This window comes from Paenibacillus koleovorans NBRC 103111 (genome assembly GCF_004000845.1).
Classification (GTDB): domain Bacteria; phylum Bacillota; class Bacilli; order Paenibacillales; family NBRC-103111; genus Paenibacillus_AA; species Paenibacillus_AA koleovorans.
Genome location: NZ_BIMA01000168.1, coordinates 1 through 10,987 on the forward strand (window position 1 = coordinate 1; position 10,987 = coordinate 10,987).

Genomic DNA, 10,987 nt, shown 5'->3' on the forward strand with positions numbered 1-10,987 from the left:
GGTACAACCCGGCTTGGCCTGGTTCGTCCCGGCTTGGCCTGGTTCATCCCGGCTTGCCCCGGTACAACCCGGGGTTCGCCCTGGTTCGTCTTGGTTCGCCCGGTACAGTCCGGCTTGGCCTGATTCAACCCGTTTGAGTTGAACACCAACTCCTACAAGTCGCCACCACCATGCCGCAATCCAGACTTAGAGCTGGACGCGGCATTTTTTGCATACTTTGGCTCTGGTGCCGTCTTGGAGTGCTCGGGTGTAAAGGAGCTTGATGCGAGTGGACCCGCATACCGGGCAGGTGCCCCTGCCTCGAGAAGGAAGCTTCCATAGCGCTTTGCCGCGATTTGCCTTGGACATTGCCGATCGCCCGCCTTTTTCCATAGTCTCGGGATTCGCTGAATTATATTCAAGCTCGGTACGAAACAGTACGGGTACAATCAGTGCCAAGGGGAATCGCTGCTCACCGCAGGGCAGCTGAATTTAGGGCTAAGAGGGGGCGGCTATAGCCAGCTTCAACGTGTGACGGAGTGCAGGGAGAAGATGGAGAGTAGGAGTAGCCAGTTTCAACAAGTAACGGAGTGGGGGAGCTGGGGTAGAGCAGAATTAGCACGTTTCAACGAGTAGTTGGGTGCAGGGAGGTAGGGATGGAGCATCCGGTCAAAAGAGTAATTAGCCGCAAGAAACAGCATAAAGTCCGTTATCCGGACTTAGTTCTAGCTTAAAGCGTCACACCCGCATAACTAAGTCCGTTATCCGGACTTAGCTCTAGCTAAAATCGCAAGAAAGCAGGGGTAGAGCAGAATTAGCTGGGTTAGGTTGCAGCAAAAACACACGGTCTAGCCGAGCTGCTCAGCACAAATTGCATAGTTTTGCGCGCAGAAACACACGTCCATGACCGAGCAACCAAAAAACCGCCGGATCGCTCTCGCGATTCCGACGGTCCTTACAATCCCAATTACTTAGCCGCTTCGTAACGTTGACCAACGGCTTCCCAGTTCACTACGTTCCAGAACGCAGCGATGTAGTCCGGGCGTTTGTTTTGGTATTTCAGGTAGTAAGCGTGCTCCCAAACGTCCATACCCAGGATCGGCGTGTTGCCTTCCATGATCGGGCTGTCTTGGTTCGGAGTGCTGCTCACAACCAGCTTGCCGTCCTTCGTCACGCTCAGCCAAGCCCAGCCGCTGCCGAAACGAGTAGCGCCGGCTTTGGCGAAGTCTTCCTTGAACTTGTCGAAGCCGCCCAGCTCGCTGGCGATCGCGTCAGCCAGTGCGCCGGATGGTTGTCCGCCGCCGTTCGGGCCGATTACTTCCCAGAACAGGCTGTGGTTGGCATGACCGCCGCCGTTGTTGCGAACCGCGTTGCGGATGCCTTCAGGCAAAGCGTTGATGTCGGAGATCAGGTCCTCGATGCTCTTCGCTTGCAGGTCGGCATGGCCTTCCAGGGCAGCATTGAGGTTCGTGACGTAAGCGTTGTGGTGACGATCGTGGTGGATCATCATCGTTGTTTCGTCGATATGAGGCTCCAGCGCATTATTGGCATAAGGGAGCGGCGGCAATTGATGGGCCATGGGAAATACCTCCTAAGAATATGTATAGTTTACTAGAATATTATCCCTCATTCATGGGGATAAATCAACATGCGCAACAAGTAAGTCTGTAAAGTCGCATGTTTCGACTGCCAACAACAGACGTTATAGTATAGCACCCTCTCTCCATTCTATACACGACTTCCCCGCGAATGAAACATGAAAGGGCTTTCAGCATTCTGTAACAAATAATTACTTGATAAAGGAGGTGTTTCAGCGTTAAAGTTACATGTAGAGTGCAATTTTTCGGTAAGTTGGCCCCAATACATAAGCAAGCGGAACGAGCAAGCAGGTCGACAATCCATATCAAGCAAATGAGACCACCGACGAGAACCGACGAGAAATTGGGCTCTTTTTCATGATTTAGTTATGAAAACGCTTCATTTAAAGCGTTTTCAGCTGAATTTGAACAAAAATCGAAAGATTATTTAGGATTTCGTAAAATTAGTGAAGGATTTCATCGAATTTTGTCGTATAATCTAGTTAGAGAGACCTGGAGAGCAACATATACTAGATATGAGGGGAGAACCTTATGTTAGTACGGTCGTTTCAGCTATCGGATTATGCAGCCATCACTAACTTGCTAGAAGAAGTCCTGTCCGAATCATGTGCCGAAGAAACGATGGAGGCTTTCGCCAAGCAGCTGTCCCTCGATTCCGACCTCATCCTCGTAGCCCTCATGGACGGGGAAATCGCAGGCGTCGTCATCGGAACGATCGATCACCGCGACGAAGGGTATTATTACCGGATCGCCGTTTCCCGGCAGTTCCAGCGCCAAGGCATCGGACGCCAGCTTATCCAGATGTTGAAGCGGCGTTTCGTGCAGCGCAAGGTGAAGAAGATCCACATCACAGTCGACCAGCACAATGAGCCGATTTTGCCCGTTTATGAGTCCGCAGGGTATGCTCCTGCCGATTTTTCTCGGTCTTACCGCCATTTACGCATCGTATCCGGCTGAGCCATTTGCGCCGCTTTTATAGCAAACGCAGCATCCGACATATCTCGACCCGGTTCGCCGGGAATGGATATGTTTTTTTGTTTTCGTCGAATGATGTTGGTTTTACGCTGTGATCGCAATTCATGTATAATAAGGAAATAGGCACTGACGGAAGAGGGCACGCCATGGGACATCTATCGCCATTCATCATCAAAAGCTTCAAGCATGACGGCCATCTCCACCGCATGTGGATGCAAAACTGGCTCATCCCCGAGAATCGTCTGTTCCCGGAGCATGCGGCAGAATCCATGCTGGTGCTTGTGAACAGTCAGACCCGTATCCGGGAGGGCGACGGCAAAGAGTGGGTAAGCCGCATTCCATCCGTTGCTTTTTTTATTCCGGGCGAGTGGTATAATGTGGTTTCTTTAATTGAGGATCAGGGAATCCGGTATTACTGTAACATTGCTTCACCTCCATACCGCAACGGCCAAGTGATTACCTACATCGACTACGATCTGGATGTCATTCGGACATCGGACGGCGGCGTGCAAGTAGTGGACCAGGAAGAATACGCGATGCACAAGGCGAATTATCATTATTCGGACATCGTGGATCGGAAAGTAAAGGGCGGTCTGGACCGGTTGTTGCATCGGATTGAGCGCTGTGGGGCTCCTTTCGAGGACGAGCGGGTGTATGCGTATTACAAAATGTGGAAGCATGTAGAGCCGGAGGTGTAAGCTATTGAACCAGTTTCCGCACGGGGACGACCATCCGCAGCGAGGATCGGGGACGGTCGATAGAGCCGGAAGCAACGGACAGCCGAGCGCCGGAACGGCCAAGGAAATATGGGAGTGGGTCAAGTCGATCGCGGTATCGCTTGTGATAGTGCTGCTGCTTAATGTGTTCGTGTTCAACCTGTCGACGGTCAAGGGCCAATCGATGGAGCCGACGCTCAAAGAGAAGGAATGGCTGTTCGTCAATAAGCTCGTTTATTTGATGGGCTCACCGGCTCGCGGGGATGTCGTCATCCTGAAGGATCCGGAGCAGAACACGTCGAGACGCGAATTTCTGGTGAAGCGGGTTGTCGCCGTCCCCGGCGACCGGGTTGAGATTCGAGGCGGCAAGCTATACGTGAACGGGGCGGAAGTACAGGAGCCGTATACGGACAACCGGATCGAGGACGGGGACCGGGGGCCTTTCACAGTCGAAGAGGATCGCTACTATGTACTGGGCGACAACCGGCACAAGTCCGCCAGCAAGGACAGTAGGATGTTCGGATCGGTCTCGTCCGGCATGATCAAGGGCAGGGCCGATTTTATATTATGGCCGTTCGACCAGCTAGGCACGCTGTAGCAATCGCAGAAGGAGCTAAGAGGCAATGAACGAAACCGCACGGGGAGCATCCGGCCGATGGGAGAGGCTGAAGCAGGACATCCGCGAAGCGGCTCCGGCGTTAGGCATCGATCGGATCGGGTTCGCCTCGGCGGAGCCGTTCGTGGAATTGAAGCGAATTTTGCTCCGGCACAGGGAGCGAGGCTATGAATCCGGCTTCGAGGAGCCGGATTTGGACAAGCGGGTCGATCCCGCGCTGAGTTTGCCGGGGGTGCAGTCGATCCTGTCGATCGCCATCGCCTACCCGTCCAAGCTGAGCAACCCGCCGAAGTCGGAGCCCGGCGCTTACCGGGGCATTATTTCGCGATCGTCTTGGGGGACGGACTATCATCATGTGCTGCGGGACAGGCTCGCTCGGCTGGAGGCGTTCATTCTCGAGCGGGTGCCCGAGGCCAAGACGGAGAATATGGTCGACACGGGGGCGCTCGCAGACCGTGCCGTAGCGGAGCGCGCCGGCATCGGCTGGAGCGGCAAAAACTGCGCGATCATCTCGCCGGAGCTTGGATCTTGGATCTATCTGGGCGAGTTGCTTACGAATATTCCGTTCCCGCCGGACGAGCCGATTACGGATCGCTGCGGGACGTGCACGAAGTGCATCGACGCTTGTCCGACGGGAGCGCTTGTAGGGCCGGGCCAGCTCAACTCGAGCCGCTGCATCTCCTTCGTCACGCAGACAAAGGGCTTCGTGGAGGACGAGCTGAAGCTGAAGATCGGCAATCGGCTGTACGGCTGCGATACGTGTCAGGTCGTCTGCCCGGAGAACAAGGGCAAGAATTGGACCCAGCATCCCGAGCTACAGCCGGACCCGGAGCAGGTGAAGCCGCTGCTCGTGCCGCTCCTGACGCTGACGAACAAGCAGTTCAAGGAGCGCTACGGCTCGATGGCCGCCTCCTGGCGCGGCCGCAAGCCGATCCAGCGCAACGCGATCATCGCGCTCGGCAGCTTCAAGGACCGTTCCGCGGTGCAGCCGCTTGTGGAACGGCTAGAGGTCGACGAGCGCCCGGAGATTCGCGGCACGGCCGCATGGGCGCTCGGAAGGATCGGCGGCGGCGAGGCGGAGGCCGCCTTGCAGCGGGCACTGCTCGCAGAGGAGCACCCGGCGGTGCTGGCGGAGCTGCAGCGGGCTATAGAAGCATTACAAGCTGAGGGAGGAGGACCGCGGTGAGGCACATGTCCATCGAGCAAGTCGAACCCGGACAAATTCTGGGGAAGACGATTTTTTCCAGCAACGGCACGATTCTGTTGGCTGCTGGAGTGCAATTGACGGTTTACATGATTAACACGCTGAATCGAATCGGGGCCACTATGGTTTACATCAAAGACCCGACCTTCGAGGATGTAGATATTCCCGAGGTGCTGTCCGACGAGACAAAGCGGCTTGTGCTGCGCAAAATGACGGAAACGTTCGAGTCGATTCGCTCCGGCAAAACGTTCGATCCGCGAGCCGTGAGCACTACTGCGGAATCGGTGCTGGAGGATGTGGTCCGCAGCAAGGAAGTGCTGCTCCAGCTGTCCGATATTCGGACGAAGGACAACGAGATGTACGTGCATGCGATGAACGTCTGTCTTATCTCCACGATGATCGGAATGAACATGGGCTTGGCCCATAGCCATCTGAAGGATCTGTCCATCGGGGCGATGCTGCACGATATCGGCAAAGTCGAGCGGATCACCGACGACAATTCGATTGATCCGAGGCGGCACCATACATGGCGCGGCTTCGAGCTGCTGAAGCAGAAGCAGGAGCTTAACCTCATGATCGCCCATGTGGCGTTGCAGCATCATGAGTCGCCGGACGGCACGGGGCTTCCGCGCAAGCTGTCAGGCGACCAGATCCATCTCTATGCGCAGATCGTCACGGTGGCGAACATGTACGACAATTTGTTGTTCGACCTGCGGGCGAAGCGGCTGCTGCCGCATGAGGCTTGCGAGCGGATGATGGCGATGTCGGGCACGAAGCTCGATCGCGATGTGCTCGTACATTTTCTGCGCACCGTCTCGATTTATCCGACCGGCTCCTCCGTCCGTCTCTCGACCAGGGAGACCGGAGTCGTCGTCGGGCAGCATCGCGGCTTGCCGGGACGTCCGGTCGTGCGGGTGGTGCAGCAGGACAACAACAATCAGATCGAAGTGAAAGAGATCGATTTGGCCCGGGAGACGACGATCTTCGTGGATTCGGTTCTTTCCTAGGGTGACAGATCCGGAGACCGATGCTGAGCTGGACGATCGTCGCGTTGCTTGCAAGGAACGGACATGCTATGATGAGTCATATTTGACTAAATAGATGGAGTGAGAAGACCAATGTGGAATTGGATTATCCCAATCGTCACTTTGATTGTAGGCCTAGTAGGCGGCTTCTTCATCGGCGTATATTATTTGCGCAATCAGATGGAGCAGATGCAGAACAACCCCGAGATGATCACGCAGATGGCCAAGAAGATGGGCTACAACCTAAACAAGCAGCAGATGAACAAAGTCCAATCGATGATGAAGAACCAAAATTTCAAGAACCGAGGACGCTGATATGGCTGGAGTGAAGGATTATACGAACGAGCAAGTGGGCGAGAACCGCGAACAGATCGAGCATCACGTTCGCGAAATACTTCGTCTCATTGGCGAGGACGTCGACCGTGAGGGGCTGCTGGATACGCCGGCGCGCGTGACTCGGATGTATGAGGAAATTTTTGCCGGCTATAGCGTTAATCCCGAAGAGGTGCTTGGCGTTACGTTCGACGAGCAGCATGAAGAGCTGGTCATTATCAAGGATATCGTGTACTACAGTCAATGCGAGCATCATATGGCGCCGTTTTTCGGCAAAATCCATGTAGGCTACTTGCCTAGCGGCAAAATTGCCGGCTTGAGCAAATTCGCCCGTCTCGTGGAAGCGGTGACGCGGCGGCTGCAGGTGCAGGAGCGGATTACGTCGGAGATCGCCGACATCCTGGATCGCGTGTTGAAGCCGCAAGGCGTGATGGTCGTCGTCGAAGGCGAGCATCTATGCATGTGCTCCCGCGGCGTGAAGAAACCCGGCAGCAAGACGGTCAGCTCTGCCGTACGCGGGCAATTCCGTCGGGATGCCGCGCTGCGTTCGGAATTTTTGACCCTGGTAAAAGGATAAGTTGGTATAGTGTGCGCCTCGGCCTTGGCCGAGTTTTTTTTTGTATAGGAAACTATAGAAGGTGCAGAGCTGTGGATAAGTAACCTCCATGCCCCCGCCAGTGCACCGCGGATGATGGAATTTCGCTTCGCGAACGCCTTATTTGGGCTATTTCCTAAGGTGGAGTAAGATGAGGAGGGCTGTTGAGCGGCTGCAAGGCGGATTTTCGTGCTTGGGTGGGGAGCGGTCTGCTGGCGTGGGCTTTCGTGAAGGAGCAACAGCAGGATAAGCGCAAAGTCACTACTATTCCGGGCGAACAAGCATAGACTGTACTAACAGGCGGGCAAGCTGCTGTGGCCGTACGCTCGGTGCTGCCTTTGGGAGCGCAGCCTCATCCGCCAAACGAGGAGGGATATGCGATGGTCTATCGTTGGTGGAACGTGGCGGCCTTTGCCGTTGTTCTGGCGCTGAACGGATTGGCGTACGTGCTGCCGCTCGGGGGCAGGACCACGGGTGAGATTTCGGCGATGTTCCCGGTTTTGATCGCACCGGCTCCGTACGCTTTCTCGATCTGGGGCGTCATTTATTTGCTGCTGGCCGGCTTTATTCTGTATCAGCTGCTGCCTGGGGCCAAGAAGGAGCGAGAGCTCGAATCGGTCGGACCTTGGTTCGCGATCAGCTGCATGTTCAATGTCGCCTGGCTGCTGTTATGGCACGCCTTGAAAATCGAGTCGAGCGTATTCATCATGTCGGCGCTGCTTATTACACTTTGCGTGCTCTATTTGCGCACCCGTTCGAACACCCGCTCGTCGAAGGTGCAATGGCTCGTCCAGCTGCCGTTCAGCCTGTACTTGGGCTGGATTACGGTAGCGACGATCGTGAATGTGGCGATTGTGCTGTACTCGAACGACGTGAAGCTGTGGGGGTTGTCCGACGAGCTATGGACGATTATTCTGCTCGTGCTGGCTGCCGGTTTGGCGGTGCTGGTCGGGGGGCGCTATTACGATCCGGCTTTTATTGCGGTTTTCGTCTGGGCCTTCATCGCTATAGGCGCATCCATGCGGGCTAGCGGGAGTATGAAAGCGGCGGCTTGGCTGCTCGCTGCGGCGTTGTTCGTGTATGCTTTGAACGTGTTGAAAAAGGTAGTGCGATAGCTGGCAGGCAGGCTTGCCGGTTCGATTGGGCGGCGGCCGGTTGTCGGGCTGTCTGTCCGGTTGTCGAGCAGAGGCTTCAGGTCTAGTACGGCTGCCGTTTGAGCTGGCGCGCGGCTTCGTAGCGTTCGTTTACCGTCGGCCAATGGACGATATCCCACCAAGCCTCTATGTAGTCCGACCGTTTGTTCTGATATTTCAAATAGTAGGCATGCTCCCAGACGTCCAAGGGAAGCAGCGGGATGGCGTCCCATTGGGTCTGGTGCTGATGGTGCTGCGCTTGCAGAATTTCCAGCCTGCCGCTTCGAGGCGCCCAGACGAGGAGAGCCCAGCCTCCGCCCTCAACTTGGGCTGCCGCGGCAGTAAAGTGGTGTCGAAATGGCTGATAGCCGCCGAAATCTCGCTCGATCCGCTTCGCCAGCTCCCCGTCCGGCGAGCCTCCGCCCCGAGGGTGCATCGACTCCCAGAACAAGGTGTGCAGGTAGTGGCCCGCCCCGTGGAATGCCGCTTCCCGTTCCCAGTGTTTGATCAGGTCGAAGTCGCCGGTTTGGCGAGCTTCGGCCATTTTTTGTTCCGCGCGGTTTAACCCGTCGACATACACTTGGTGATGCCTATCGTGATGAAGGCGCATCGTTTTCTCGTCGATGTGGGGCTCGAGGGCGTTGTAGTTGTAGGGAAGAGGGGGCAGCGAATGCCCGCCGATCGGCACCTCTCGGTCGAAAGGGACGCCGGACCAGTTGCCTTCTCCGGTTAGCAGCGTTTCGTGCGGATGCGGTGAGCTGCTTGGGCGGTAGAGCGGTACGGGGACGGATGATGCTAGTTCGGCGGGCAGCCGTTTTACCGCAGTGCTATGATTGATAATTATGTGCAAAGCCTGAAGGAATGATTGCGATTGATAAATCGCATGCTGATAGAAATGAATAAGCTGCGCGCTTATGCCAGCGATTGGTCGATCGTTCATTCGGTTGATGGCTTCTATCCATTTCCGAGTAGCGGCTTCCGTCTGCGCGAACGCCAGCTCCCAATCGGACAGCTGATTGACATAAATTAGCTCCAGCTGTGGGACAAGCTCGCGGATGAAGGAGGCATGTTCGCGCTCCTGTGTTTTCCAGAATCGGATTTCCTCCAGCAGTCTAAGCTGTGACGAGCCGTACACGCGCAGCATCCCTTTCTCCACCTCTCGCTAGTCGGATGAGCACCGCCTCTATTATCGAACAATGTATGCGGTGCGCGGGTTGGCCTATTCGGGGACGTATTGACTTTGCTAGAACGGCGCGATTGCGGTATACTAAGATAAAACTGAGTTTCACAAGATGAAACAGGAGGCGGGTGTTCGGGATGGACGATCAGAAGCAAACGGTGCGTGCCGTGGAGCGCGCGCTTGATGTCGTGTTGTGCTTTACGGATTCCGCGGAGCTGACTTTGACCGAGATTGCGGCGAAGGTCAGCCTGCACAAGAGCACGGTCCACCGGCTGCTCGCTTCCTTGGAAGGGCGCGGCTTCGTGATCCGTAATACCGAGACGGACAAGTACCGGATAGGCTTCCGAATCTGGGAGCTGGCCGCCAATATGGAGTACGGCGACGATCCGGCGACGATTCTGCTGCCCGAGATGGAGCGGCTGCGCGACCTGGTCGGCGAGACGATCAGCCTGTACGTGCGCGACGGCACGGAGCGGCTGCGCATCCAGGCCGTGCAGAGCAACCAGGCGATCCGCCGCGTCGCGCCGATCGGCGCCCGGATGCCGCTTAGCGTCGGCGCCTCGAGCAAAGCGCTCATCGCCTTTGCGGAGCCGGCCGTGCAATCGGAGTTGCTCGAGGCTTTGATCTGGACCGACGCCGGCGAGCGCGCCGTCTTCGAGAAGAAGCTCGACGAGATTCGCCGGCTCGGCTACGCGACGAGCGTCGAGGAGCGCGAGCCGGGCGCGGCCGCCGTGGCGGCGCCGATCTTCAGCCGCACGCACAAGCTGGCGGCGGCGCTCGCGGTGTCAGGGCCGGCGAACCGGCTGACGCTCGAGCGGATGCGGGAGCACGCGCCGCAGATCATCGATGCCGCGACGCGGATGGGCAAGATGATGCGGTAGAAGGGCGCTTGCGGGGAGACGGACGGCTGTCATTTGGAATCGGGTATGCTATACTTGGAGTATCCTAATAGTTCCCAATTTTTCTGCGAATACAAGGAGGACAGGCCGTGCCAGAGGACGAAAAAAAATCCCCGCCATCCCCCAAGCCGCCAACAGTGAAAGAGCAGACCGGTTTTTACGATGCGTTCGAGCGTTATGAGATTATTGACGGGATCCGCTACGATTTCTTATCTTCTCCGAAGCTGTCGCATCAAGTGATCCTGGGACGTTTGCATTCGAAGCTTGTGAATTCGTGCAGACATGACGGAGTCATTTTGCTGGCCCCTATGGACGTGCATTTCAGCGAAGATAATATCGTCCAGCCCGATTTGATCTATATCGATCGTGGCAACTTGTCTATTCTGGTGGATGAGAAGGTAATGGGAGTGCCGGACCTGCTGGTCGAAATATTATCGCCGAGTACGGCTCCCCGCGACAAGGTCAAGAAGAAGGAGCTGTACGCCCGGTACGGAGTCGGCGAGTATTGGATTCTCGATCCTGTGCATCAGACGATTGATCAGCTGGTTCTGGACGGAGGCGGCTATCGTTTGGCCGGCTCCTATGCGGAGACGGACTGTATCGCTTCCGCCAAGTTTCCATGCGTGACTGTACAGACGGATGAGCTGTTTGCACCGTTTGACCGAGATTTGCGTTAGATGGACTAAGAAAAACCGTCCTACGGACGGTCCTCTGGCGAAGATGTTCAGTTGGAG

Annotated in this window: 13 protein-coding genes; 10 read left to right on the forward strand and 3 right to left on the reverse strand. The window is 56.2% G+C overall.

Features of this window, described 5'->3' with window-relative positions:
- Nucleotides 1-186 precede the first annotated feature (186 nt).
- Nucleotides 187-348, reverse strand: a complete 162-nt coding sequence (locus PKO02S_RS34150; RefSeq protein WP_507763327.1) for a hypothetical protein — start codon at nucleotides 346-348, stop codon at nucleotides 187-189.
- Nucleotides 349-946: 598 nt separating this feature from the next.
- Nucleotides 947-1,558 (reverse strand): superoxide dismutase, encoded by a 612-nt coding sequence (locus tag PKO02S_RS30065; RefSeq protein WP_127588706.1) that lies wholly within the window; start codon nucleotides 1,556-1,558, stop codon nucleotides 947-949.
- 550 nt (nucleotides 1,559-2,108) lie between these two features.
- Here PKO02S_RS30065 and PKO02S_RS30070 point away from each other — a divergent pair.
- From PKO02S_RS30070 to PKO02S_RS30105, 8 genes are all read left to right on the forward strand, one after another.
- Nucleotides 2,109-2,534, forward strand: a complete 426-nt coding sequence (locus PKO02S_RS30070) for a GNAT family N-acetyltransferase (RefSeq protein ID WP_127588707.1) — start codon at nucleotides 2,109-2,111, stop codon at nucleotides 2,532-2,534.
- Nucleotides 2,535-2,698: 164 nt separating this feature from the next.
- On the forward strand, nucleotides 2,699-3,250 hold the full coding sequence (locus PKO02S_RS30075; protein WP_127588708.1) for a DUF402 domain-containing protein: 552 nt from the start codon (nucleotides 2,699-2,701) through the stop codon (nucleotides 3,248-3,250).
- Between the two features lie 4 nt (nucleotides 3,251-3,254).
- Nucleotides 3,255-3,866: a signal peptidase I gene (lepB, locus tag PKO02S_RS30080; RefSeq protein WP_127588709.1), complete on the forward strand. Its 612-nt coding sequence runs from the start codon at nucleotides 3,255-3,257 to the stop codon at nucleotides 3,864-3,866.
- Nucleotides 3,867-3,891: 25 nt separating this feature from the next.
- A complete protein-coding gene (gene queG, locus PKO02S_RS30085; protein ID WP_127588710.1) occupies nucleotides 3,892-5,070 on the forward strand; it encodes a tRNA epoxyqueuosine(34) reductase QueG in 1,179 nt (392 codons plus the stop codon).
- Nucleotides 5,067-6,095, forward strand: coding sequence for an HD-GYP domain-containing protein (locus PKO02S_RS30090; RefSeq protein ID WP_127588711.1), 1,029 nt, complete (start codon nucleotides 5,067-5,069; stop codon nucleotides 6,093-6,095). The genes queG and PKO02S_RS30090 overlap by 4 nt, the downstream gene beginning before the upstream one ends.
- A 111-nt stretch (nucleotides 6,096-6,206) precedes the next feature.
- Nucleotides 6,207-6,428 (forward strand): YneF family protein, encoded by a 222-nt coding sequence (locus PKO02S_RS30095; RefSeq protein ID WP_127588712.1) that lies wholly within the window; start codon nucleotides 6,207-6,209, stop codon nucleotides 6,426-6,428.
- 1 nt (nucleotide 6,429) lies between these two features.
- Nucleotides 6,430-7,023 carry a GTP cyclohydrolase I FolE gene (folE, locus tag PKO02S_RS30100; RefSeq protein WP_127588713.1) on the forward strand — a complete coding sequence of 198 codons (594 nt, stop codon included), beginning with the start codon at nucleotides 6,430-6,432 and terminating at the stop codon, nucleotides 7,021-7,023.
- Between the two features lie 398 nt (nucleotides 7,024-7,421).
- Nucleotides 7,422-8,156, forward strand: coding sequence for a TspO-related membrane protein (locus tag PKO02S_RS30105; RefSeq protein ID WP_127588714.1), 735 nt, complete (start codon nucleotides 7,422-7,424; stop codon nucleotides 8,154-8,156).
- An 82-nt stretch (nucleotides 8,157-8,238) separates the two neighbouring features.
- On the opposite strand, the gene PKO02S_RS30110 is transcribed toward PKO02S_RS30105, so the two are convergent.
- Entirely contained in the window at nucleotides 8,239-9,318 is a 1,080-nt protein-coding gene (locus PKO02S_RS30110) for a Fe-Mn family superoxide dismutase (RefSeq protein ID WP_127588715.1), read from the reverse strand.
- Between the two features lie 173 nt (nucleotides 9,319-9,491).
- Between PKO02S_RS30110 and PKO02S_RS30115 the strand changes: the two genes are divergently transcribed.
- Both PKO02S_RS30115 and PKO02S_RS30120 read left to right on the forward strand, forming a co-directional pair.
- A complete protein-coding gene (locus PKO02S_RS30115; RefSeq protein WP_127588716.1) occupies nucleotides 9,492-10,235 on the forward strand; it encodes an IclR family transcriptional regulator in 744 nt (247 codons plus the stop codon).
- A 107-nt stretch (nucleotides 10,236-10,342) separates the two neighbouring features.
- Nucleotides 10,343-10,930, forward strand: coding sequence for a Uma2 family endonuclease (locus PKO02S_RS30120; protein WP_164821773.1), 588 nt, complete (start codon nucleotides 10,343-10,345; stop codon nucleotides 10,928-10,930).
- Nucleotides 10,931-10,987 lie beyond the last annotated feature (57 nt).

Excerpts from the sequence above, each read along its gene's own strand:
- PKO02S_RS34150 (WP_507763327.1), bottom strand. The coding sequence starts at position 348 with ATGTCCAAGGCAAATCGCGGCAAAGCGCTATGGAAGCTTCCTTCTCGA.
- PKO02S_RS30065 (WP_127588706.1), bottom strand. The coding sequence starts at position 1,558 with ATGGCCCATCAATTGCCGCCGCTCCCTTATGCCAATAATGCGCTGGAG.
- PKO02S_RS30070 (WP_127588707.1), top strand. The coding sequence starts at position 2,109 with ATGTTAGTACGGTCGTTTCAGCTATCGGATTATGCAGCCATCACTAAC.
- PKO02S_RS30075 (WP_127588708.1), top strand. The coding sequence starts at position 2,699 with ATGGGACATCTATCGCCATTCATCATCAAAAGCTTCAAGCATGACGGC.
- queG (WP_127588710.1), top strand. The coding sequence starts at position 3,892 with ATGAACGAAACCGCACGGGGAGCATCCGGCCGATGGGAGAGGCTGAAG.
- PKO02S_RS30095 (WP_127588712.1), top strand. The coding sequence starts at position 6,207 with ATGTGGAATTGGATTATCCCAATCGTCACTTTGATTGTAGGCCTAGTA.
- folE (WP_127588713.1), top strand. The coding sequence starts at position 6,430 with ATGGCTGGAGTGAAGGATTATACGAACGAGCAAGTGGGCGAGAACCGC.
- PKO02S_RS30105 (WP_127588714.1), top strand. The coding sequence starts at position 7,422 with ATGGTCTATCGTTGGTGGAACGTGGCGGCCTTTGCCGTTGTTCTGGCG.
- PKO02S_RS30110 (WP_127588715.1), bottom strand. The coding sequence starts at position 9,318 with ATGCTGCGCGTGTACGGCTCGTCACAGCTTAGACTGCTGGAGGAAATC.
- PKO02S_RS30115 (WP_127588716.1), top strand. The coding sequence starts at position 9,492 with ATGGACGATCAGAAGCAAACGGTGCGTGCCGTGGAGCGCGCGCTTGAT.